Origin of the sequence: Rhodoferax sp. (assembly GCF_014859475.1) — a bacterium.
Taxonomy (GTDB): domain Bacteria; phylum Pseudomonadota; class Gammaproteobacteria; order Burkholderiales; family Burkholderiaceae_C; genus Rhodoferax.
Genome location: NZ_JACUUE010000029.1, coordinates 1 through 23,723 on the forward strand (window position 1 = coordinate 1; position 23,723 = coordinate 23,723).

21 protein-coding genes are annotated in these 23,723 nt (G+C 61.2%); 12 read left to right on the forward strand and 9 right to left on the reverse strand.

The features are described from left to right. Nucleotides 1-216: 216 nt before the first annotated feature. Nucleotides 217-2,400: a catalase/peroxidase HPI gene (gene katG / locus IBX54_RS04645; RefSeq protein WP_296541497.1), complete on the forward strand. Its 2,184-nt coding sequence runs from the start codon at nt 217-219 to the stop codon at nt 2,398-2,400. A 7-nt stretch (nt 2,401-2,407) separates the two neighbouring features. On the opposite strand, the gene IBX54_RS04650 is transcribed toward katG, so the two are convergent. Together IBX54_RS04650 and IBX54_RS04655 are read right to left on the reverse strand one after the other, a co-directional pair. Beyond that, nucleotides 2,408-2,836, reverse strand: coding sequence for a universal stress protein (locus tag IBX54_RS04650; RefSeq protein WP_296541498.1), 429 nt, complete (start codon nt 2,834-2,836; stop codon nt 2,408-2,410). 11 nt (nt 2,837-2,847) lie between these two features. Continuing rightward, the gene (locus tag IBX54_RS04655) at nt 2,848-3,069 is read right to left on the reverse strand and encodes a hypothetical protein (protein ID WP_296541499.1); all 222 of its coding nucleotides are present in this window, start codon (nt 3,067-3,069) and stop codon (nt 2,848-2,850) included. Nucleotides 3,070-3,260: 191 nt separating this feature from the next. Between IBX54_RS04655 and IBX54_RS04660 the strand changes: the two genes are divergently transcribed. Both IBX54_RS04660 and IBX54_RS04665 read left to right on the forward strand, forming a co-directional pair. Beyond that, on the forward strand, nt 3,261-3,665 hold the full coding sequence (locus IBX54_RS04660; protein ID WP_296541500.1) for an alternative oxidase: 405 nt from the start codon (nt 3,261-3,263) through the stop codon (nt 3,663-3,665). Nucleotides 3,666-3,688: 23 nt separating this feature from the next. Then, nucleotides 3,689-5,053 (forward strand): cation:proton antiporter, encoded by a 1,365-nt coding sequence (locus IBX54_RS04665; protein WP_296541501.1) that lies wholly within the window; start codon nt 3,689-3,691, stop codon nt 5,051-5,053. A gap of 108 nt (nt 5,054-5,161) precedes the next feature. Here the strand turns inward: IBX54_RS04665 and IBX54_RS04670 are convergent, their stop codons facing one another. The 4 genes from IBX54_RS04670 to IBX54_RS04685 form a co-directional block, all read right to left on the reverse strand. Beyond that, nucleotides 5,162-7,432: a bifunctional (p)ppGpp synthetase/guanosine-3',5'-bis(diphosphate) 3'-pyrophosphohydrolase gene (locus IBX54_RS04670; RefSeq protein ID WP_296541502.1), complete on the reverse strand. Its 2,271-nt coding sequence runs from the start codon at nt 7,430-7,432 to the stop codon at nt 5,162-5,164. Between the two features lie 94 nt (nt 7,433-7,526). Next, nucleotides 7,527-7,730 carry a DNA-directed RNA polymerase subunit omega gene (gene rpoZ / locus IBX54_RS04675; RefSeq protein WP_296541503.1) on the reverse strand — a complete coding sequence of 68 codons (204 nt, stop codon included), beginning with the start codon at nt 7,728-7,730 and terminating at the stop codon, nt 7,527-7,529. Nucleotides 7,731-7,919: 189 nt separating this feature from the next. Continuing rightward, nucleotides 7,920-8,540 carry a guanylate kinase gene (gene gmk, locus IBX54_RS04680; protein WP_296541517.1) on the reverse strand — a complete coding sequence of 207 codons (621 nt, stop codon included), beginning with the start codon at nt 8,538-8,540 and terminating at the stop codon, nt 7,920-7,922. A 36-nt stretch (nt 8,541-8,576) separates the two neighbouring features. Next, the gene (locus IBX54_RS04685; RefSeq protein ID WP_296541504.1) at nt 8,577-9,494 is read right to left on the reverse strand and encodes a YicC/YloC family endoribonuclease; all 918 of its coding nucleotides are present in this window, start codon (nt 9,492-9,494) and stop codon (nt 8,577-8,579) included. 77 nt (nt 9,495-9,571) lie between these two features. On the opposite strand from IBX54_RS04685, the gene IBX54_RS04690 reads away from it, so the two are divergent. The 5 genes from IBX54_RS04690 (at nt 9,572) to hemW (ending at nt 14,363) form a co-directional block, all read left to right on the forward strand. After that, the gene (locus tag IBX54_RS04690) at nt 9,572-10,576 is read left to right on the forward strand and encodes a serine/threonine-protein kinase (RefSeq protein WP_296541505.1); all 1,005 of its coding nucleotides are present in this window, start codon (nt 9,572-9,574) and stop codon (nt 10,574-10,576) included. After that, a complete protein-coding gene (locus tag IBX54_RS04695) occupies nt 10,576-11,415 on the forward strand; it encodes a PP2C family serine/threonine-protein phosphatase (protein ID WP_296541506.1) in 840 nt (279 codons plus the stop codon). Before IBX54_RS04690 ends, IBX54_RS04695 begins: the two co-directional genes overlap by 1 nt. A 1-nt stretch (nt 11,416) precedes the next feature. Continuing rightward, nucleotides 11,417-12,157, forward strand: a complete 741-nt coding sequence (gene rph, locus IBX54_RS04700) for a ribonuclease PH (protein WP_296541507.1) — start codon at nt 11,417-11,419, stop codon at nt 12,155-12,157. After that, a complete protein-coding gene (gene rdgB, locus IBX54_RS04705; RefSeq protein WP_296541508.1) occupies nt 12,154-12,753 on the forward strand; it encodes an RdgB/HAM1 family non-canonical purine NTP pyrophosphatase in 600 nt (199 codons plus the stop codon). The genes rph and rdgB overlap by 4 nt, the downstream gene beginning before the upstream one ends. Before the next feature lie 335 nt (nt 12,754-13,088). After that, on the forward strand, nt 13,089-14,363 hold the full coding sequence (gene hemW, locus IBX54_RS04710; RefSeq protein ID WP_296541509.1) for a radical SAM family heme chaperone HemW: 1,275 nt from the start codon (nt 13,089-13,091) through the stop codon (nt 14,361-14,363). A gap of 70 nt (nt 14,364-14,433) precedes the next feature. Here the strand turns inward: hemW and IBX54_RS04715 are convergent, their stop codons facing one another. The 3 genes from IBX54_RS04715 to IBX54_RS04725 form a co-directional block, all read right to left on the reverse strand. Then, on the reverse strand, nt 14,434-14,850 hold the full coding sequence (locus IBX54_RS04715) for a DUF1850 domain-containing protein (protein ID WP_296541510.1): 417 nt from the start codon (nt 14,848-14,850) through the stop codon (nt 14,434-14,436). Nucleotides 14,851-15,250: 400 nt separating this feature from the next. Next, nucleotides 15,251-17,275: a TRAP transporter permease gene (locus tag IBX54_RS04720; protein ID WP_296541511.1), complete on the reverse strand. Its 2,025-nt coding sequence runs from the start codon at nt 17,273-17,275 to the stop codon at nt 15,251-15,253. 39 nt (nt 17,276-17,314) lie between these two features. After that, nucleotides 17,315-18,271 (reverse strand): TAXI family TRAP transporter solute-binding subunit, encoded by a 957-nt coding sequence (locus IBX54_RS04725; RefSeq protein WP_296541512.1) that lies wholly within the window; start codon nt 18,269-18,271, stop codon nt 17,315-17,317. A gap of 177 nt (nt 18,272-18,448) precedes the next feature. On the opposite strand from IBX54_RS04725, the gene IBX54_RS04730 reads away from it, so the two are divergent. The 4 genes from IBX54_RS04730 to IBX54_RS04745 all read left to right on the forward strand — a co-directional run bounded on the left by IBX54_RS04730 (nt 18,449) and on the right by IBX54_RS04745 (nt 23,584). Continuing rightward, on the forward strand, nt 18,449-19,006 hold the full coding sequence (locus tag IBX54_RS04730; RefSeq protein ID WP_296541513.1) for a CBS domain-containing protein: 558 nt from the start codon (nt 18,449-18,451) through the stop codon (nt 19,004-19,006). 6 nt (nt 19,007-19,012) lie between these two features. After that, on the forward strand, nt 19,013-20,296 hold the full coding sequence (locus IBX54_RS04735) for a glutamate-5-semialdehyde dehydrogenase (RefSeq protein WP_296541514.1): 1,284 nt from the start codon (nt 19,013-19,015) through the stop codon (nt 20,294-20,296). A gap of 50 nt (nt 20,297-20,346) precedes the next feature. Then, nucleotides 20,347-21,642, forward strand: a complete 1,296-nt coding sequence (gene gshA, locus IBX54_RS04740) for a glutamate--cysteine ligase (protein ID WP_296541515.1) — start codon at nt 20,347-20,349, stop codon at nt 21,640-21,642. A gap of 73 nt (nt 21,643-21,715) precedes the next feature. Beyond that, nucleotides 21,716-23,584 carry a potassium transporter Kup gene (locus IBX54_RS04745; RefSeq protein WP_296541516.1) on the forward strand — a complete coding sequence of 623 codons (1,869 nt, stop codon included), beginning with the start codon at nt 21,716-21,718 and terminating at the stop codon, nt 23,582-23,584. The last annotated feature ends 139 nt before the right edge of the window (nt 23,585-23,723 follow it).

A 23,723-nucleotide genomic window follows, 5' to 3' on the forward strand; every position in this document is an offset into this window, starting at 1 on the left:
AGCGCGGCAGTCCATGCAGTCAGGGGGCATGGATTGCGTCACTTCGTTCGCTATGACGACGTTCTTTCACGTTAACGCGTTGCCGCTCGCCAAAAACAAGTTTAAGCCGTGTGGGCGCAAGCAGGCTCTGCTTCCTTACGGGGCCTCCGGTTATCCTGGCAAGCCGCGTTCGGGGCTATAGTGGCTCAGTTCACCACGCAACCCAAGGAGCACACAATGGAAAATCCAGAAGCAGGTTCTGCAGGCAAATGCCCCGTCATGCACGGCGGCACGACATCGGCCAGCATGGCAAAAACCGACTGGTGGCCGAAGGCGTTGAGCCTGGACATCCTGCACCAGCACGACCGCAAAACCAACCCGATGGGCGCAGAATTCAACTACCGCGAAGCCGTCAAGCAACTTGACGTCGATGCGCTCAAAAAAGACCTCAAAGCGCTGATGACCGACAGCCAGGACTGGTGGCCGGCCGACTGGGGCCACTACGGCGGCCTGATGATCCGCATGGCCTGGCACTCGGCCGGCACCTACCGCATTGCCGACGGCCGTGGCGGTGGCGGCCACGGTAACCAGCGCTTTGCGCCGCTCAACTCCTGGCCCGACAACGCCAACCTGGACAAAGCACGGCGCCTGCTGTGGCCGATCAAGAAAAAATACGGCAACAAGCTCAGCTGGGCCGACCTGATCATTTTGGCGGGCAACATGGCCTACGAGTCGATGGGCCTGAAGACCTTTGGTTTCGCCTTTGGCCGCGAAGACATCTGGCACCCCGAAAAAGACATTTACTGGGGTGCTGAAAAAGAATGGCTGGCCCCCAGCAACAACCCCGACAGCCGCTACTCAGGCGAACGGGATCTGGACAACCCGCTGGCCGCCGTGATGATGGGCCTGATCTATGTGAACCCCGAAGGTGTGGACGGCCAACCCGACCCGCTCAAGACCGCCCGGGACATTCGCGTGACCTTTGAGCGCATGGCCATGAACGACGAGGAAACCGTGGCCCTGACCGCCGGTGGCCACACCGTGGGCAAGACCCACGGCAATGGCAGCGCTGCCAGGCTGGGCCCGCCCCCCGAAGGTGCCGAGCTCGAAGAACAAGGCCTGGGCTGGATCAACCACAGCAGCCGTGGTGTGGGCCGCGACACCGTGACCAGCGGCATCGAAGGCGCCTGGACCGCGCACCCGACGCAGTGGAATGTGGGCAAAGGCGGTTACTTCGACATGCTGCTGAACCTCGACTGGGAACTTAAAAAGAGCCCGGCCGGTGCCTGGCAGTACGAGCCTGTCAACATCAAGGACGAAGACCGGCCGGTCGATGTGGAAGACCCGAAGGTGCGCTGCAACCCGATCATGACCGATGCCGACATGGCCATGAAAATGGACCCCGCGTACCGCAAGATTTCGGAACGCTTCCTCAAGGACCCGGCTTACTTTTCAGACATGTTCGCGCGCGCCTGGTTCAAGCTGACGCACCGCGACATGGGCCCGAAAGCGCGTTACCTTGGGCCCGATGTACCCACAGAAACGCTGATCTGGCAAGACCCGGTGCCGGCTGGCCGATCTGATTACGACGTGGCGGCAATGAAGGCCAAGATCGCCGCCAGTGGCCTGAGCGTGGGCGACATGGTGGCCACTGCCTGGGACAGCGCCCGCACCTTCCGGGGCTCGGACAAGCGCGGTGGCGCCAACGGCGCGCGCATCCGTCTGGCGCCGCAAAAGAACTGGGAGGGCAACGAACCGGCTCGCCTGGCCCGGGTGCTGGCCGTGCTCGAAGGCATTGCGGCGCAGACCGGGGCCAGCGTGGCCGATGCCATCGTGCTGGCCGGCAACGTCGGCATCGAGCAGGCGGCCAAGGCGGCCGGCTTTGACGTGACCGTGCCCTTTACGCCAGGCCGGGGTGATGCCACACCCGACATGACCGATGCCGAGTCGTTCGCGGTGCTGGAGCCGCTGGCCGACGGCTACCGCAACTGGCTGAAAAAAGACTTTGTGGTTAGCGCCGAAGAATTGTTGCTCGACCGCACCCAGTTGCTGGGCTTGACCGCCCACGAGATGACGGCATTGCTTGGCGGCTTGCGCGTGCTCGGCACCAACTACGGCGGCACCGCACACGGTGTGTTGACCGAACGGGTGGGCACCCTGAGCAACGACTTCTTCGTCAACCTGACCGACATGGCCTACAGCTGGCAACCTTCCGGGCGCAACCTGTACAACATCTGCGAGCGCCAGAGTGGCGCGGTCAAGTGGACGGCCACCCGGGTTGACCTTGTTTTTGGCTCTAACGCCGTGCTGCGCGCCTACGCGGAGGTTTATGCCCAGGATGACAACCAGCCCAAGTTTGTGCAGGACTTCATCGCGGCGTGGGTCAAGGTGATGAACACGGACCGTTTTGATTTGGCCTGACCCTGACTTACTTCACCAGCAGCACTGGCACGGTTGACAACTTCACCACCTTGGTGGCGATCGAGCCCAAGAGCAGACCGGCGACATTGCCCAAACCACGAGCGCCCATGATGATCAAGCTGCAGGCTTTGTCCTGGGCGAATTCAATCAGTGTCCGCACCGTCTCGCCAACCATGATGTGTGACGAGTAGGCCATCCCGGCTGCTTCTAACTTTTGCCGGGCTTGCGCCAGGGTGGCCTCGCCCGTTTCGCGGTGGAAGTCCTTCACCACTTTTTGGTCAATGAAGCGGGTGATGTCGCCTGACAGCGGTGCCTGCACATTGACCAGCAACAGTTGCGCCGGGGTCACGCGGCTGGCGGCCTCGGTGATCACGTAATCAATGACTTTAAGAAACGACACCGAGCCGTCAATGGCGATAAGCCAGGAAGTGTTCATGGCCATATTCCTCAGGGTTTGGGGTTGACGGCCTCAGCGGACAGTTCCACCGCCTTGGGCGGCGTGCGCCGACTGCCCAGCCATTTGCCAACCAGCACCACCAGCAGCGCCCCAGTGATCGCAAAGACGTAATGGGCGTAAGGGATGCTGGCCGACACCGCAACCGGCATGACCGGGTCGGTGAGCAGCATGCCGCCAGCGATCCAGAACAGGGATGAGCTGATGTCAGGCATGGTGAGGTGGGCATTTCACACCCCGATGCTACTCACTTCTCAACCAACACCCGCCTGGCCAAAAGGACAAGGACATCGGTAAGCTGGCGCACAGACCGGGTTACAGTGAACCATTATGCTGTGGCGACAGCGCAAGGACAGATCACCATCCCGGTCGTGACCTCCTGCGGTCAAATTCCGGGAATTTCGCCATGACAGACACCTCTTTTGCGCAACCCCACAAACAGCCTGAAGGTTTTCGTGATCGCAGCGCCCGTGCGCTGGTCAAGTTCATGCGGTTCTTTGCTGACGCGTTTTTTTCCAAGCGCTATGGCCACCGCGCGGTGGTGCTGGAGACGGTGGCCGCCGTGCCGGGCATGGTGGGCGGTGCGTTACAGCACTTGCGCGCCCTGCGCCGCATGGAAAGTGACCGTGGCTGGATTCGTGTGCTCATTGACGAGGCCGAAAATGAGCGCATGCATTTGATGACCTTCATCGAGATTGCCAAACCGACCTGGCTGGAGCGCCTGCTGATCCTGCTGATCCGCCAGGATGAGGCCAAGCATCGCGACGTCAATCACCAGTTTGCCAACGAGCTGGCAAGCGGCCGGAGCTGAAGCCACCTTGAACAGATTGATCAATGACTAATGCGCTGTGGTTTTTACTGGTTGGCGGGCTGCTGCTGACGCGCGGCCTGACCGCGTCGTTGTTCAAAAGCCTGCCCGTGACACCGGCCATGGTGTATCTGGCGGTCGGTCTGCTGGTGGGCCCGACCGTGTTCAATTTATTTCACTTCAATCCACTCAAGGAATCGGCGCTGCTGGAAGTGCTGACCGAAATGGTGGTGCTGATCTCGCTGTTTTCAGCCGGTGTCAAGATGCCGGTCCCGGTGCGCCTGGCACGCTGGCGGGCGCCAATCATGCTGGCCTCGCTGTCGATGGTTGCCAGCGTTGGACTGATCGCCGCCTTTGCCTATTACGCCCTGGGGCTGCCTCTGGGTGCCGGCATCCTGCTGGGGGCAATTCTGTCGCCCACCGACCCGGTGCTGGCCACCGATGTGCAAACCCGCCACCCGGGCGACCGCGACCAGTTGCGCTTCACCCTGACCTGCGAAGCCGGCATGAACGACGGCAGCGCGTTTCCGTTCGTGATGTTGGGCCTGGGCCTGCTCGGACTTCACGATCTGGGCGACTCCGGCCTGCGCTGGGTGCTGGTCGACGTGCTGTGGGCCACGGCGGCGGGCATCGGCATCGGCGTGGCGGCTGGCATGGCGCTGGCCCATTGGGGACGCAAGCTGCGCCGCCTGGCGCCCAACCAGACGCTCATGAACGACTTTCTTGGGCTGGGTTTGATTGGTGTGGTTTATGGTCTGAGCGTGATGGTGGACGCCTGGGGTTTCCTGGCGGTGTTTTTTGCCGCCGTCGCGCTGCGCCAAACCGAACTCAAGCAGTTGAGCGCCGATCTGCAAGACGCGGCGCATCACCCAGACATCGACATCAGCGCCGCGCCAGCTGTCGCCTTGCCCGAGACGGCCGCCGTCACCATCAGCGAGCAATCACTGGTCTTCAAAGAGCACCTGGAGCGACTCTCGGAGTTGATGCTGGTGCTGCTGATCGGCGGCTCGCTGTTTCTTGACTCCTGGAGTTGGCGCGCCGTGGCGCTGGCGCTGTTTGTTTTTGTGGTGGTGCGTCCGGTGAGCGTCATGGCCGGCCTGCTGGGCACCAGCACCAGTTGGACCATCCGCAGCCTGATCGGCTGGTTTGGCGTGCGGGGTATTGGTTCCCTGTACTACCTGATGTTTGCCATCCAGCATGGCCTGCCTGAAGGGCTGGCCATGGAACTGATGCAATTGACACTGATTGTGGTCACACTGTCCATTTTTGTGCATGGCACCAGCGTCAAACCGCTGCTGGACCGATTTTGGCGCGTCAACAAGAAATTGCCTGAACCCGGCCCGGGAAAGCAGCCTGCGCCTCCGCCAGACCAAGGGCGCGCAAAGCAATAACTTGTACTTTTGCCTAGCCATCTTTGGGCGCATTGCGTCGTTGCAAATCGCCTAGCACTGCATCCCAAATCCGGCTGTCAAAATGCACAGCTCATTACTTTACGAGCCCTAATTGCCGTTGGTCATTCGCTGCGCCTTGAACACCACTTGGATGTGGCGCAAATTGCGCAGCGCGACTTCGAGTTGCTGCCTGTCGCGCACGGCAATGATGAACTTCAGGTCAACCACTCCTTGCGGCGACTCGTCGGCCATGCTGAACTGGACGATGTCCACCTCGGCAGCGGCCAGTGCAGCAGCCACCTTGGCCAGCACCCCTTTGCCATTGTTCACCGTGACCACGATGCCGGTCTCGAAAGATCGCACAGGCTCATCGGCCCACTCCACGGCCATGAAGCGATCACTGTCTTTGTGAATGAGCTTGGTGGCCACCTGGCATTGGCTGGTGTGAATGGTCAAGCCCTCGCCGCGCCCGAGGTAGCCGACAATGTCATCACCAGGGATCGGGCGACAGCAATCGGCGAAGCGCACCGATGTGGCCTCGCTGCCGTCAATGGCAACGCTGCCCTGGGCCACGGCATCTCCGGCCACGAAACGCTCGCGCGTGAGCAGCAGGGCATTGGGCTTTTCGCCTGAATCAACCAGCAACTTGGCCAGGCGCTTGGCCACAATGCTGGCAATGCGCCGACCCAGGCCTATTTCCACCAGCAAGTCGGCGCGGGTACGGTTACCGCTAAAGCGCAGCAACTTGTCCCAGATGGCGACCATCGGACCCTGCTCATCGGGCAGGTGCTCAATGCCCTCGGCGCGTAGCGCTTGCGACAGCATTTTTTCACCCAGGAGTTGCGAGTCGTCCTGCGCCAGGGTGCGCAAATACTGGCGAATTTTGGAGCGTGCCCGCGCCGTACGAACAAAACCCAGCCAGGCCGGGTTGGGATGGGATTTCGGGGCAGTAATGATCTCGATCACATCGCCGTTTCGCACTTCGGTGCGCAGCGCAACCGGCTCGTTGTTGACTTTGGCCGCCACCGCCAGGTCGCCCACGTTGCTGTGAATCGCATAGGCAAAATCGACCACCGTGGCACCGCGAGGCATGGCCATGATCCGGTTTTTCGGGGTAAAGACATAGACCGCATCGGGAAAAAGATCGACCTTGACATGCTCCCAAAACTCGGTGGCGTCGTGTGTTTCGTTGCCGATGTCGAGCAGGGATTGCAGCCATTTTGAGCCCAGGCGATCAGGATTGGTATTGGCCTCGTCGGGACTTTCCTTGTACAGCCAATGCGCGGCCACCCCCGTCTCGGCCACCAGGTGCATGGCTTCGGTGCGCACCTGAAACTCCACATTGATGTTGGAAGGCCCCACCAAAGTGGTGTGCAAGGACTGGTAGCCGTTGATTTTGCTGATGGCAATGTGGTCCTTGAACTTGCCTGGCACCGGTTTGTAGAGCTGGTGCAACAACCCGAGCGCGGTGTAGCAGTCGATCAGGCCGGGAACGATAACGCGAAAACCATAGATGTCAGTGACCTGGGCAAAGCTCAGGTTTTTATCGTCCATCTTGCGGTAGATCGAATAGAGGGTTTTTTCGCGGCCCGAGATACGCACCGCCATGCCATGGCGGGCAAAGGTGGCCTCCAGGTCGGCTTGCACTTTTTGAATCAGGTCACGGCGGCGCCCGCGCGCCTTGGCCACCGCTTTGCTCAAAATGGTGTAGCGCCAGGGTCGCAGGTACCTGAACGACAGGTCTTGCAACTCCCGGTAGGTTTGGTTGAGCCCCAGCCGGTGGGCAATCGGGGCGTAGATTTCCAGCGTTTCAGAGGCAATGCGGCCCCACTTGGCGCGTGGCGCGTCGGACAGGGTGCGCATGTTGTGGGTGCGGTCAGCCAGCTTGATCAAGATCACGCGCACATCGCGCGCCATGGCCAGCAGCATTTTGCGAAACGACTCGGCCTGGTTTTCTTCGCGCGTATTGAAGTGCAGTTTTTCGAGTTTGGTCAGACCGTCCACCAGTTCGGCCACAGGGGCGCCAAAGCGTTCGATCAGGTCGGTCTTGGTGACCGCGCAATCTTCCATGGCATCGTGCAGCAGCGCGGCCATCAGCGCCTGGGCATCAAGCTTCCATTCGGCGCATTGGGCCGCCACCGCAATCGGATGGGTAATGTAGGGTTCGCCGCTGTTGCGCAGTTGCCCCAAATGCGCCTCATCAGAATAACGGTAGGCCGATTTGACACTGGCCAGGTCGTCGGCACTGAGGTAATCGAGCCGATTGGTCAGGCGCGCGAAACTTGCCGCCGCCGCATTCGACTCGGCAGCACTCAAATCCTTGGACTCGGGCTTGCCATGGCTGGCTGTTGACGGTTTCGGGCTGGTTGTGGCACACATGCCGTAAATATAGCGCGCCGGATGCAATTTTGACCAGCACAAACAAAAAAGCACCGCATGCGGTGCTTTTGATGGTGACGCAAGGCCGGCTGCCTTACAAGGGTACTTTCTTCAGCATCTCGATGCCCACCTTGCCGGCGGCAATTTCACGCAGGGCGGTCACGCCCGGCTTGTTCTTGCTCTCGACCTTGGCAGCGTGGCCATGGCTGAGCATGCGGGCACGGTAGGATGCCGCCAACACCAATTGGAAGCGGTTAGGAATCTGCAACAGGCAGTCTTCAACAGTGATACGGGCCATGAATTCTCCAAAAACAGGTGGGGGCACTGGTAGTGCGTTTCATCAAAAGGCTTACAAAATGAAATTGAAGGATTTTTCAGTCAGGCTAGGCGGGAGGAGGCGCAATAGCCGTAGCTATTGCAACGACGAACAACGACGCATGGCTGGAAAAGACCAGATTTCATGTAAGCATTTTGGTGAACCGGACTACTAGGCAATATGCAGTGCTTGAAAGGTGTCGGCCCTGGCGCGGCGCTGCGCCAGATACTTGAGCCGCTGTGAATGCACAATGCATTTGAGGTCGAACACGGCGCGGTCAAACGACTCGTTGATTATAACGAAGTCGAACTGCGACACCTGCGCCATCTCGGCCGCGGCGTTTTGCAGTCGGGCATCAATGACCTCGGCGGCATCTTCGCCGCGGCGCTCCAGGCGCGAGCGCAACTCTTCCCAGCTTGGCGGCAAAATGAAAATGGTGACCGCATTGGCAAATATTTTCTTGATTTGCAGCGCCCCCTGGTAGTCAATTTCCAGGATCACGTCCGAGCCCTGCGCCATACGTTCTTCAATGGCTTTTTTCGAGGTGCCGTAGCGGTGGTTGTGCACGTGCGCCCACTCCACAAAAGCATTGGCCTGCACCATGGCATCAAATTCGGGCTCGGAGACAAAAAAGTACTCTCGGCCGTGCTTCTCCTGGCCACGCGGTGCCCGCGTGGTGTGCGACACCGACGGCCGCGCCTGGGCGTCGATTTCCAGCAAGGCCTTGACCAGGCTGGACTTGCCAGCACCGCTCGGGGCGGCCACAACAAACAGATTTCCGGGGTAGTCGATCACAACAGGGCTCTTATGAAAAGGTCAGTAACGGGCTTATTCTATGTTTTGCACCTGCTCGCGCATTTGCTCGATCAGAACCTTCATGTCCACCGAGATATGTGTGAGCTCCAGCGCTGCCGACTTGGAGCCCAGCGTGTTGGCCTCGCGGTGCAACTCCTGGATCAAAAAGTCGAGCCGCTTGCCGATTTCGCCTCCCTTGGCAATCAGCCGCTCCAGTTCGTCCAGATGCGAGCTCAGCCGCGTCAGCTCTTCGGCTACATCGATACGGATGGCAAACGCGGTGGCTTCGGCCAGCGCCCGGTCTTGCGCGGCCTCGGGCAAAGCGCCACCCTCGACCATGCCCATGGCATCGCGCCAGCGGTCCAGAAAACGCTGGCGTTGCTGGGCCACCAGCTGCGGCACCAGCGGCTCGGCTTGCGCTGCCAGGCTGCGCAATTGCGCCATGCGATCCGTCAGCATCAGGGCCAAGCGGGCACCTTCACGCTCGCGCGCTGCCAGCAGCGCCGCCAGCACCTGCTCGGCCAGCGCCAGCAGGTCGGCCTGCCAGTCGCGCTCACCCACCGCGCTGCCCGCTGTCAGGCGGATCACATCAGCCACGCTCAGGGGTGTGGCCAGCGGCAACCAGGCCTTCACGCTGTCCTGGATCGTGTTGAGGCGTTGCAGCAGCCGGGTGGATGGCTCGGCCACCTCATTGGCGACATGGCTTTCCAGCGCGGCGCGCACCTCCACCTTGCCGCGTTTGAGGCTGCGCACCAGCAGCTCGCGCAGGGCCGGCTCAAAGCTGCGCAATTCGTCGCTGAGCTTGAAGGTCAAATCGAGATAACGGCTGTTCACCGACCGAATTTCAAGACCCAGCCGCGCGCCTGACCCCGTCGGAGCGTCGGTTACCGGGGAAGTTGTGGCGGGCTTGTGCTGCGCGCTGGCATAACCCGTCATGCTGTAAACTGACATGGCAATCATCCGTTGAGTTGAATGGTGTCAAGAATAACCCGGTTCCAGCAACAACCGATGTCCGCTCTCTTATAAATATGGCCAACCCAAAACCATCCGCATTAACGCCGGGTACCCTGATCGGGGGTTACCGGGTGATCCGCCGGGTCGCAGCCGGCGGTTTTGGCGTGGTTTATCTGGCGACCGGAACCGATGGCCAGCTGGTGGCCATCAAGGAATACCTGCCCGCCTCGCTGGCCTCGCGCGCACCGGGGCAATTGCAGCCGCAGGTGGCGCCCGACAAGCTGTCGCTGTACCGGCTGGGCCTGAAAAGTTTTTTTGAAGAAGGGCGCTCGCTGGCGCAAATCTCCCACCCTTCGGTGATCAGCGTGCTGAATTTTTTCCGGGAAAACGAAACCGTTTACATGGTGACCAACTTTCTGGAAGGCGCCACTCTGCAAGATTTCATTGTGACGGCCCGCAATCTCAGGCAAGCCAAGGTCTTTCGCGAATCCACCATCCGCTCGCTGTTTGATGAAGTTCTGCGCGGCTTACGCATTGTCCACCAGCACAAAATGCTGCACCTCGACATCAAGCCGGCCAATGTTTTTATCACCGACGACAACAAGCCCGTGCTGATCGACTTTGGCGCCGCGCGTGAAGTGCTGAGCAAAGAAGGCAACTTCATCCGCCCCATGTACACCCCCGGCTTTGCCGCGCCGGAGATGTACCGGCGCGACACCACTATGGGTCCGTGGACCGATATTTACGCCATCGGTGCGTGCATGTTTGCCTGTATGCACGGCTTCCCGCCCAGTGATGCGCCACAACGCGCACCCGAAGACAAAACCATCAAGACCTTGAAGCGCCTGCAAGGTGTTTACTCCGATGACCTGCTGGAAATCGTGCATTGGTGCATGGAGCTGAAGCCGCAGAAGCGGCCGCAGACTGTTTTTGCCTTGCAAAAGGAATTGAACCGAACCGGGGCACGGCGCTACACGCAGCTGACCATGGGCGACAAGCTCAAGCTTCAGTTTGACAACGTGATGACCAACACCAAAAAAAAGGTCCTCATGGTCACGCAAATAGGCAAGAACTTCTGATGCTGTTTTCAGTCTTCCAGCTGAGCCGCCAGGGGGGCCGCAAGGCCAACCAAGACCGCATGGGTTATTGCTACACCCGTGACAGCGCCGTGCTGATGCTGGCCGATGGTCTGGGCGGACACCCCGAAGGCGAAGTGGCTGCGTTTTTGGCGATTGAAACCGTGGCGGTCATGTTTCAAAAAATGGCCCAGCCCAAACTGGAGGATGTAGCCGACTTTCTGGACGACGCCATGATGGCGGCGCATCTGCGGATTCTCAACTACGCGATGGACAAGGGCATGCACGATTCGCCACGTACTACCCTTGTGGTGGCGGTCATCCAGTCGGGCCAGGTCAGATGGGTCCATTGTGGCGACTCGCGGCTGTACCTGGTGCGCCGGCATCATTTGCTGGCGCGCACCCAGGATCATTCGTTGGTCGAACGCAGTCGCGGCCTGCAGGACACTGCCCGAGCCGAGATCAACCGCAATGTCTTGTTCACCTGTCTGGGCTCACCCGTCAAACCCGTCTACAGTATGGCCGAGCCTTTGACTTTGCAACAAGGCGACAAACTCATGCTCTGCTCTGATGGCTTGTGGTCCAGCCTGCCCGAACAGTACATTGTCAGCGAGCTGAGTCAAAAAACCGTAGAACACGCGGTGCCCGACCTGGTCGAACAGGCGCTGCTCAAGGCGGGCCACCGCAGCGACAACGTCACCTGTTTGGCGCTTGGCTGGCAAACACCCGACGACCCAACAACCATACCGGACGACTTCGCCGACACCACCGGCCAGACACCTGCGTTTTCACCCAAGGACAAACCAGCCGGAACCAGCACCCCACTCGATTTGAGCTTTTGACATGACCCCATACCAAAGAACCGGCGCCCGCGCCGCCAACGCCCTGCGCCCGGTCACCCTGACCCGCAGCTACACCCGCCACGCCGAAGGTTCGGTATTGATCGAATTCGGCGACACCAAGGTGCTCTGCAACGCCTCGGTGCTCGACAAGGTGCCGCCGCACCAAAAGGGCAGCGGCCAGGGCTGGGTCACCGCCGAATACGGCATGTTGCCGCGCGCCACCCACAGCCGCAGCGACCGCGAGGCCGCGCGCGGCAAGCAGAGCGGGCGCACCCAGGAAATCCAGCGCCTGATCGGCCGTGCGCTGCGCTCGGTGTTTGACCTGACGCTGCTGGGTGAGCGCACCCTGCACCTGGATTGCGACGTGATCCAGGCCGACGGCGGCACCCGCACCGCCGCCATCACCGGCGCTTTTGTCGCCGCGCAGGACGCGGTCAACGGCTTGATTTCCGCAGGCAAGCTGGCCCGATCCCCCATTCGCGAGGCGGTGGCAGCCATCTCGGTGGGTATCGTGCAGGGCACGCCGCTGCTCGACCTGGAGTACACCGAAGACGCGGCCTGCGACACCGACATGAACGTGGTCATGACGGCCAGCGGCCATTACGTGGAGGTGCAAGGCACCGCCGAAGGCGCCGCTTTCAGCCGCCTTGAGATGGACGCGCTGCTGGCATTGGCCGACCAGGGCATTCGTGAACTAATTGCCTTGCAGCAGGCCGCACTCAACGGGGAGGCACGCGCATGAAGATCGTGCTAGCTTCCAACAACGCGGGCAAGCTGGCCGAGTTACACGCCATGTTTGCGCCGCTGGGCTTTGAGCTGGTGCCGCAGGGTAGCCTCGGCATTCCCGAGGCCGAGGAGCCATTTCACACCTTCATTGAAAACGCGCTGGCCAAGGCGCGCCATGCCGCCCGGCACAGTGGTCTGCCCGCCGTGGCTGACGATGCCGGTTTGTGCGTGGATGCCTTTGGCGGCTTGCCGGGCGTGCAAACCGCGTTTTACGCCACCCGGTTCGGCTACCCCAAGAGTGACGACAACAACGTGCGCGCGCTACTGGAGCAGATGCAAAACATCGACAACCGGCGCGCGGCGCTGGTCAGCACGCTGGTGGCGCTGCGCTCGGCCGATGACCCGGAGCCGCTGGTGACGGTGGGCCGGGTGGTGGGCGAGATTGCCCGTGAGCCTGTGGGTTCCAACGGCTTTGGTTTTGACCCGGTGATGTTCATCCCCGAGTTTGGTTTGACCTTTGCCCAATTGCCGGTCGAAATCAAGAACGCGAACAGCCATCGGGGGCGGGCCGCGGCGGCCATGGTGGCTTTGATGCGCGAGCGCTGGTTGTGAGGCGTCAAATACCGAAAACCGTTTGAACAAAACCCGCGAGGCAGGCCCTTTGGGCGGCTTGCCTCTACTGGAGTACCAGAAATCGTCAGCCCCCCAAAGGGCCTACCTCGCTGGACGCTCGTTCAAGAACATCGGTCGCCAATCGTTATTGGGGCTGCTGGGCTACCGGACTCCTGGCCCCAAAAAGCCTTTGCAAGCGCTCCGCCCTCTCGGCGCGGCAGCCCGATGGGGTGATTGCCGATTTCTGGTACCCCAGTATGAGGCGGTCGCCCCATCGGGCTGCCGCGCAGCACACACGCCAAACACCTTGAACCTTCTTATCTCGCGGCCGAATCATGATTCCGATCCAAACTGACGCATCCGAGCAAAGCCTGACCTCCAGCCCGCGTGACATCCAGCATTACATGCGCCCCGGCACACTGCAACTGGGCAGCCTGCCACCCTTATCGCTGTATGTGCACCTGCCCTGGTGCCTCAAAAAATGCCCGTACTGCGACTTCAACTCGCATGAAATGCGCGCCGCCGAACTGCCCGAGCAACGCTACATCGACGCGCTGATGGCCGATCTGGAGGCCGCGCTGCCACTCATCTGGGGCCGCAGCGTGCAAACCGTGTTCATGGGCGGTGGCACGCCCAGCCTGTTCTCGCCGCAAGCCATCGACCAGTTGCTGGCCGGTTTTCGGGCCAGATTGCGGCTGGCGCCGAACGCCGAGATCACACTCGAAGCCAACCCCGGCACGTTTGAGAAAGACCGCTTCAAGGCCTACCGGACGGCCGGTGTCACGCGCCTGTCGGTAGGCGTGCAAAGCTTCGACGACGACTTTTTGCGCGCGCTGGGCCGAATCCATGATCGCGACCAGGCCATCGCCGCGGTCGAAGAAGCAGCGCAGGCGTTTGACACCTTCAACCTTGATTTGATGTACGCCCTGCCCGGCCAGACGCTTGACCAGTTGCGCGCCGATGTGACGACTGCGCTGGCGCTGGCGCCGCGCCACCTGTCGATTTACCACCTCACCATCGAACCCAACACCTACTTTGCCAAGTTCCCGCCCGCCGCCGTAGAGGACGACATGGCCGCCGACATGCTCGACCTGATCACCGACCTGACCGGCGCGGCAGGCCTGCAGCGCTACGAGGTCTCGGCCTACGCCCTGCCCGGCCACGCCAGCGTGCACAACCTGAACTACTGGCAGTTTGGCGACTACCTGGGGCTGGGTGCGGGGGCCCACAGCAAGCTCAGCTTCGCCCACCGGGTGGTGCGCCAGGTGCGCGCGCGCAACCCCGAGTTGTACATGACTCAGGCACTGGCCGGGCAATGCGTGGTGCAAGACGTGGATGTCAAGCGTTCTGAGCTGCCCTTCGAGTTCATGCTCAACGCGCTGCGGCTGGCGGGTGGCTTTGATATTGGTCTGTTTGCCGAGCGCACCGGCATGCCGCTGTCTGCGCTGCAAGCCGGCCTGCAACAAGCGCAGACGCAGGGTTTGCTGGTTGTGAATGGCACGCACGTCCAGCCCAGCGTGCGTGGTTTTGACTTTTTGAACGACCTGCAAGCGCTGTTTTTGCCAGCTGTGAGTCAACGTGAAAAAGCATCGTCATTGCGAACGAAGTGAAGCAATCCATGACTCCCAGTTGCATGGATTGCCACATCGCTGCGCGACTCGCAATGACGCCTGTCTTTCATTATTTGGGCTGGCGGCAAGCCCTGAGCAGCGTGATGCCACCGTCTGAAGGCATCCAGTCGGCCATGGGCTGGCAGCGGCCTTGCACGCAGACCTCGTAATCGGGGGTGAATTCCGAGCGGGTCAGGCGCAGCTCGGGTGGCTTGGTGATGGCTGGCGTGTAGTGGTACCAGCCCTGGCGCAACACCGCATCAGGCGGCGGCTCCATGCCGGCCGCCGAGCCGCGCACCCGGGCCTGCGCCGCGTGCAGCATCGGTTGGCCGCTCACCACATCCGGCCGCACCGCGTAGTCTTCTTCCCAGCGCACTTTTTCAATCGAGTGGGTCCAGGCCAGCGTGAATCCGGTCACCGGCACAAACACAGCAGGCGCGCCCTGCAAGGCAGCCGCCAGGCTCAGGCAAATGCCCAGGCTGCTCAACCTAGATTCCTCAGCTGACCGCTTGAAAACTTCGATAATGCATTGAACTGATTAGAAAAAGTGACTTCGATCGCGTTCACCTTTTGGGTGAAAGCGCTACGCGAGCGATTGTGCCGCTGGCAGCGTGCCTGGGGTCGTTGCTTCTCCTTGCGGGCAGTAGCCCGCTGCGTCGTCGCGCCTACCCAGACACGCCACCAGCAGCCCACTCGGACGCGTCCAACTGAGGCATCTAGGCTCAAAGGCAAAACCCCAAGCCATCGCGGCGCGGGCGCCGCTCCCACACAACAGCCGTCACATCAAGAAATGCCTGCCCGGTATTTTGCAGGAGGTCCGCCCTCGGGCCGATAGCAGTCCGGGCCAGGTTTTCCATAGCTTGCTGCAGGTCAAATTGATGCCGCATTCAACGCACGCGGCTGCGCCAAAGGTGCCAGGCGATGAACGCGGCGATCAGGCCCAGGCCCAGTTCGTCGGTCAAGGGCAGCGCCACCACCAGCAGGCTGGCCGAGCCAATGGCGACCACGCGCTCCACCGGGTTGAGCCGCGTCACCAAAAAGCCGATGGCGCCCACGCCCCACATGGCAATCGCCACCAGCGCCTTGAAGACGATCCAACTCGTGTCGAGCCAGTCGCCGCTTTGCAGCATCAGTGCCGGGCTATAGACCGCCATGAAGGGCACGATGAAACCGGCAATGGCCACCCGCAGCGCCTGCATGCTGATTTTCAGGCCACTGGCGCCGGCAATGGGTGCTGCCGCAAAGGCGGCCAGCGCCACCGGCGGCGTCAGGTCGGCCATGATGCCGAAGTAAAAGACAAACATGTGCGACACGATCAGCGGCACACCCAACTGCAGCAACACGGGTGCGGCCAGCGAGCTGGTGATGATGTAGTTGGGGATGGTGGGAATGCCCATGCCCAGCACCAGACAGGTCAGCATGGTCAGCAGCAGCGCCAGAAACAAGCTGTTTTCGCCCACGGCAATGATGTAGCCGCCCAACTCTGCTGCCACACCGGTCAGGTTGATCATGCCGATGATCACCCCCACCAAGGCGCAGGCAATCGCCACCGGCAGAGCGTGGCGTGCGCCGTCCATCAGGGCAATCACGGCCAGTCGCCGGGCATCAGCGCCGGTGCGGCGAATGAAACTCAGTGCAATCAGCAGGGCAATGATGACAAAAAATGCGCCCACGCCAAACTGGAAAAAGCCCGCGCAGGCAAAGCCGAGCAGCACCCAGGCCAGCGCCCGCAGCGGCGTGCGCTTGACGCCGCTGATCACGGCGGCGCCAAAAATCAGAATGGCGGTCAGGCCCAAGCCCACCGTGCCGGAAAACAGCGGGGTGTAGCCTGAAAACAGCAAGCCGACCAGCCCCGCCAGCGGCAGCAGCAGGTACCAGCGCTCGCGCACCGCCGTCCAGGGGTTGGGGCAGTCCTCCTTGGCCATGCCTATCAGGCCCTTGTTTCCGGCTTCCAGGTGCACCATCCAGAACGCGGTGACAAAGTACAGAATGGCCGGAATCAAGGCGGCCTTGACAATCTCGATGTAAGGCACGTTGATGGTTTCGGCCATGATGAAGGCCACCGCGCCCATCACCGGCGGCATGATTTGCCCGCCCATGCTGGCCGTGGCCTCCACGCCGCCGGCAAACGCCGGGCTGTAGCCAAAGCGCTTCATGAGCGGAATGGTGAACTGCCCGGTGGTGACCACATTGGCCACGCCCGAGCCGCTGATGGTTCCCATCAACCCCGATGAGATCACCGACACCTTGGCCGGGCCGCCGCGCGTGTGGCCCACGGTGCCCAACGCAAAGTCGGTAAACAGGCGGATCATGCCGGCTTGCTCCAGAAAGGAGCCAAACAGAATGAACAGAAAAATGTAGGTGGATGACACGTAAGTGGGCGTGCCGTAAATGCCTTCGGTACCAAAACCCAGGGTGCTGACAATCTGGTCCAGCCCGAAGCCGCGATGGGCCAGCGCCCCCGGCAAGTGCTCGCCGAACATGCCGTAGAGCAGGAACACACCGCAAATCAGCGGCAAGCCCCAGCCCATGGCGCGCCGGGCGGCATCAAACACCAGCGCCACGGTAACCACGCCCACCACCCAGTCAAACGTGGTGAGCTCGCCCGAGCGCTGGGTCAGGTCGGCCTCGAACACCCATTGGTACACGCCAAAGGCAAAGCCACTCAGGCCCATGCCCCAGCCAATCCCCCGCCACAGGGCCGAGCGCCCGTCCATGGGCTGATGAATGGCATAGATCATCAGCAAGACAAAGCCGACGTGGATGGCGCGGATCACCTGGCTCGACAGCGGGTGAAACGCCGCCATCCACAACTGGTAGCTGGAGAAGAAAATGGCGATCCAGAACACGGCACCGGTCAGGGGCGCGTGCGCTCTCTCGTTGGCGTCGGCGCCCGGACTGGTTTCGTTCATGGGCTGGGTCATGCGGCTTGACTGGCCCTTTTTGTGCGCTTACTTGATCAGGCCGACTTCCTTGTAATAGCGCTCAGCGCCCGGGTGCAACGGCACCGGCATGCCCTTGATGGCGTTGTCGCGCTTGATGGCCTTGGCCGCATTGTGGGCAGCATACAAGGTGTCGATGTTGTCGTACATGGTCTTGGCCATTTGGTAAGCCAGCTCGTCAGACACGCCCGCATGTGTCACCAGAAAATTGGGGATGGCGGCCGTGGGAACATCAGCGGTCTGACCAGCGTAGGTATTGGCTGGAATGATGGACGGCTGGTAGGCGGCGTCGCCCACCTTGGTGACCACGTCAGCGGGCACCGGAATCACCACAACCTTGATCGAGGTGGCGAGGTCGCGGATGGAGGCCACACCCAGACCGGCCGATTGCAAGGTGGCATCGAGCTGGCGGTTTTTCATGAGCTCAACCGACTCGCCAAACGGCAAGTATTCCACCTTGCCAAGGTCGGCGTAAGACAGGCCGGCCGCTTTCAGGATGGCACGGGCATTGAGTTCTGTGCCCGATTTGGCGGCACCCACCGAGATGCGTTTGCCCTTGAGGTCAGCCAGTGTGGTGATGCCGGAGTCAGCATTGGCCACGATCTGGATGTAGTTGTTGTAGGTGGCAGACAGGCCGCGCAGCTTGTCGAGCTTGGTCTTGAAACCTGCCTCTTCAACCCCTTGCCAGGCGTTTGACACCGAGTCGGCCAGCGCCAGCGCCAGCTCACCACGACCCGCCTGCAGCAGGTTGAGGTTTTCGGCCGAGGCCTTGGTGACTTGCGCCGTGGAACGCACATTGGGAATGGCTTTGGCATACACCTGCGACAGCGCCACGCCCAGCGGGTAATAGACGCCGCTCTGGCCGCCGGTGAGGACATTGACAAATTGCTGCTGTGCCAGGGCGGCGCTACTGATGAGAGCTGCGCCCAAAGTCAGGGCGAGGCCGATTTTTTTGATAAGACGCATGGGCATCAATCTCCAGTCAGTAAGTTTTGAAAAACGACAAATATGAGTGAGCCTTCATTGTATGCTGGTGTTTTCCCCCGGATGGCAGGCTTTTTGCGTTGACTCGGTGCCAAGCGCTCCCGCTGATGCAAATCAAGTACGATTCTCCCTTTGCCAACCCTCCCCAGGAAACCTGTCATGCACGCTACTGCCCTGTCAACCTTCCGCTTCCCCGCCAACACCTGCATCCCGCAAGCGCAGCCCAAGTCGCACGAGGCGGTGACAGAGCAGTCTCCCGGCACCGAGGTCATGACCGACCTGGCCAGCGTCAAGGCGGCCACCATCGACCCGCACCTCTCGCTGCAGCAGGCCGAGCAGGCCATGATCCACCAGGGCGTGCGTTCGCTGTTTGTGGTGAGCGGTTTCCCGTGTGTCGATGGCCTGATCACGCTGGCCGACCTGGTGGGCGAAAAGCCGATGCGACTGGTCAACGAGCGTCACGTGCTGCGCCAGGACCTGTCGGTGGCCGATGTCATGACGCCGCTGGCCATGCTCGATGCGCTGGACTACGACGAACTCAAGTCAAGCACCGTGGCCCAGGTGATCGCGACCTTCAAAAAACTCAAGCACAGCCACCTGCTGGTGGTGCAGGCCGCCACCAGCCAGGGCCCGGCGCGCATCCGCGGCCTGATCTCACTCACCCAACTCGAGCGTCAACTGGGCCGCGCCCTGCCTGAGGCGATGCCACAACCCTGATCGACCATGAGCATGACCACGAACACCACCGACACCCAAGCTTTGGGACTGCAGGCCAAACAGGCCTCTGCCCTGATGGCCAAAGCGCCAGCCGCCGTCAAAAACGCGGCTTTGCGCAAACTCGCCGACCTCTTGCGCGCCAACGTCGATGCGCTGCAAATCGACAACGCCAAAGACCTGGATCGCGCCGTAGCCGCAGGGCTGGCGGCGCCGATGGTGGACCGGCTCAAGCTCACCCCCAAGGTGATCGAAACCTGCGCCCAAGGCTGCGAGCAACTCGCCGCCATGGCCGACATCATTGGCGAGGTCACCGCACTGCGCCAGCAACCCAGCGGCATCCGCGTGGGCCAGATGCGCGTGCCCATTGGCGTGTTTGGCATGATCTTCGAGAGCCGGCCCAACGTCACCATCGAAGCCGCCAGCTTGAGCATCAAAAGCGGCAACGCCTGCATCTTGCGCGGCGGCTCGGAAGCCATCGACTCCAACAAGGCGCTTGCCAAGCTGGTGCAACAGGCACTGATTAATGCCGGCCTGCCCGCCAACGCGGTGCAGCTGGTGCAAACCACCGACCGCGCCGTGGTAGGCGAACTCATCACCCTGCCGCAGTATGTCGATGTGATCATTCCGCGCGGCGGCAAGGGCCTGATCGAGCGCATCAGCCGCGATGCAAAAGTGCCGGTTATCAAGCACCTCGACGGCAATTGCCACACTTATGTCGATGACCCGTGCGATCTGGCGATGGCCGCCCGCGTGGCCGACAACGCCAAAACCAACAAATACAGCCCGTGCAACGCCACCGAAAGCCTGCTGGTGGCGCGCGGCGTGGCGGCGCAATTTTTGCCGTTGATTGGCGCCATTTATGCGGCCAAGGGCATCGAGATGCGCTGCGACCCCGAAGCCCTGGCGCTGCTGCAAGCCTGCCCCGACAAGATGTTGTTGCAGCCCGCACTGGAGTCCGACTGGTTCGAGGAATACCTGGCCCCCGTCATCAGTATCAAGGTGGTGACCGGTGTGGATGAAGCGATTGCCCACATCAACCAGTATTCCAGCCACCACACCGACGCCATCCTGACGCGTGACCACATGCACGCCCAGCAGTTTTTGCGCGAGGTCGATTCGGCCAGCGTCATGGTCAACACCAGCACCCGTTTTGCCGACGGTTTTGAATACGGGTTAGGCGCCGAGATCGGCATCAGCACCGACAAGTTCCACGCCCGCGGCCCGGTCGGCATCGAAGGCCTGACCTCGCTCAAGTACGTGGTGCTGGGCGAAGGGGAAGTACGCAAATGAGCCTTGGTGCGACCCCTTAAAATCAACGCCCACACTTAGCAAGGTCTCCTATGGTTCCGCACCTGATTACTGCCCTGACGGGCCCCATCAACGAGCTGGAGCAGCGCGTGCTCGACTCCATGCCCGCCATCGAGCGCTGGTTCCGACTCGAATGGATGGAGCACACGCCGCCGTTTTACAGCTCGGTGGACGTGCGCAACGCCGGCTTCAAGCTGGCCCCGGTGGACACCAACCTGTACCCCGGCGGCTGGAACAACCTCACGCCCGAGATGCTGCCGCTGGCGGTGCAGGCCGCCATGGCAGCCATCGAGAAAATTTGCCCCGAGGCGCGCAACCTGCTGGTGATCCCGGAAAACGGCCAGCCCAGCAGTTTTTACCTGGCCAACCTGGCCCAGTTGCAGCGCATTTTCAACATGGCGGGGCTCAATGTGCGGCTCGGCTCGATTGACCCCGCCATCAAGAAAAACACCACGTTCGAGTTGCAAAACGGCGACAAGGTGACGCTCGAGCCGGTCACCCGGACCAAACGCCGCCTGGGCCTGAAAGACTTCGACCCCTGCACCATTTTGCTCAACAACGACCTGAGCGCCGGTGTGCCCGGCATTCTGGAAGAAACCTACGAGCAATACCTGTTACCGCCGCTGCACGCGGGTTGGCCGACGCGGCGCAAGAGCACGCATTTCAAGTGTTACGAAGAAGTGGCCAAGCGCCTGGGCAAGTTGCTGGGGGTGGACCCCTGGCTGATCTATCCGTTGTTCGACCGCTGCGAAGCCGTTAACCTGGATCAGGAAAACGGCCTGGAATGCCTGCAAAGCCAGGTCGACGTGGTGCTGACGCGCGTCAAACGCAAGTACAAAGAGTACGGCATCAAGGAAAAGCCCTTTGTGGTGGTCAAGGCCGACCACGGCACCCACGAGCTGGGCATTGTCACCGTGCGCGACGCCCGGGACATGCAGGCCTTGCGGGAACGCATCCAGACCTTGAACCGGGGCCGCAAAGCACCGTTTTTGCCACACGACTTCATGGTGCAAGAAGGTGTGCTGACGCAGGAGCGCGTCAACGATGCCGTGGCTGAGCCCGTGATCTACATGATGGACCGCTACGTGGTGGGCGGCTTCTACCGGGTCCACGCCAACCGTGGCATCGATGAAAACCTCAACGCGCCCGGTGCCGGTTACGTACCGCTGGCCTTCGAGCACAGCACCCAGTTGCCGCAGCCCGGCGTCAAACCCGGCGCCAGCGTGCCCAACCGCTTCTACATGTACGGCGTGGTCGGGCGCCTGGCCATGCTCGCCGCCAGCTACGAGCTCGAAGCCACCGACCCCGACGCGCAGGATTTCGAATAGCCCGCGTTTCTGACGCAAAATAGCGACCCCTCACGACACGGAGCCCGGCGGTCTGACACCCCCGGGTGACTATTTGGCAATTTCTCAATCATCACTGCGCGCACTCACCCTGGGTGCCATTGGTGTGGTCTATGGCGATATCGGCACCAGCGTGCTGTACGCCGTCAAGGAAGTGTTTGGCTCCGGTCACGTGCCCTTCACCACCGACAACGTGATGGGCATTTTGTCGATCTTTTTCTGGACACTCACGGTCATCATCTCGCTCAAATATGTGACGCTGGTGCTGCGCGCCGACAACAATGGCGAAGGTGGTCTGGTGGCCATGTTGGCGCTGGCCTCACAGTCGGTCAAAGACAAACCCAAATTGCGGCGCGTGCTGCTGTATGTGGGTATTTTCGGCACCTGCCTGTTTTACGGCGATGGCGTGATCACCCCCGCCATTTCCGTGTTGTCCGCAGTGGAAGGCCTGGAGGTGGTGTCGCCCAATTTCAAGAAGGCGGTGATTCCGCTCACGCTGCTGATTTTGTTTGGCCTGTTTGCCGTGCAAAAACGCGGCACCGCCGACATCGGCAAGTTTTTCGGGCCCATCACGCTGATCTGGTTTGCCTGCATTGCCGTGCTGGGCGTGTCGCACATCTTTCACAACCCCGAGATTCTGTGGGCCCTGAGCCCGCACCATGCTCTGGCTTTCATGTGGGCCAAGCCGCTCACCACCTTCATCATTCTGGGCGCGGTGGTGCTGTGCGTGACCGGCGGTGAGGCGCTCTACGCCGACATGGGTCACTTTGGCAAAAAACCGATCCGCCTGGCCTGGTTTTGCATCGTCATGCCGAGCCTGACCCTGAACTATTTTGGCCAGGGCGCGCTGCTGTTGAGCAACCCCGAGGCGGTTAAAAACCCGTTTTTCATGATGGCGCCCGACTGGGCTCTGCTGCCGCTGGTGGGCCTGGCCACGCTGGCCACCGTGATTGCCTCACAAGCGCTGATCACCGGCGCGTTTTCGGTCACCAAACAGGTCATTCAATTGGGCTATTTGCCACGCTTTCAGGTGCTGCACACCAGCATCAAGGAGACCGGCCAGATCTACATGCCGTTCGTCAATTGGGGGCTCTTTGTGTTGATTGTGCTGGCGGTCATGCTGTTCAAGTCATCAAGCAACCTGGCGGCTGCCTATGGCATTGCCGTGACGCTCGACATGCTGATCACCACGGTGTTGACCTTCTTTGTGAGTCGCTACGCCTGGCGTTACTCGCTGCCGATGTGCCTGGCGATCACGGGCGTGTTTTTTGCGGTGGACCTGGCATTTTTCAGCTCCAACCTGCTCAAGCTGATCGACGGCGGCTGGTTCCCCTTGCTGATTGCCGCTGGCGTGTTCACCCTGATGCTGACCTGGAAGGACGGCCGACGCCTGATGAACCAAAAGCTGGCTGCCGATGCCATCGACCTGACCGGTTTTCTGGAAGCCGTGTTTGTTACCCCGCCCACCCGCGTCGCCGGCACCGCGGTGTTTTTGACCGCAGCGCCCGGCACCGTGCCCAACGCCATGCTGCACAACCTCAAGCACAACAAGGTGCTGCATGAAGTCAACCTGTTCGTTACGGTGGTGAACCATGAGGTGCCCTGGATCGGCATGGACAAGCGCCTGGAACTTGAACCGCTCGGGCACGATTGCTGGCAAGTGGTGGTGAACTACGGTTTCAAGAACGACCCCAATCTGCCACGCGCCCTGCAGCTGATCAAGCGCCGCGGACTGGAGCTCGAACCCATGAGCACCAGCTATTTCCTGAGCCGCGACACCATCGCGCCCACGCTGGGCGGCGGCATGGCACACTGGCGCGAAAAACTGTTTGCCCAAATGCACCTCAACGCCAGCGGCGCGGCCAGCTTCCTCAAGCTGCCCAGCAACTCGGTGGTGGAATTGGGCAGCAAGATTGAAATTTAAATACCTCAGGCTTTTCGGTCATGGCACTGAAGTCGCATCAGAATATAAATGAATCCCGTCATCGCGAGCCAGCCGTATCTGGCACGATACCGCACACGGACCTTGAACAGAGACTTCGTCATCGCGAGCGAAGCGTGGC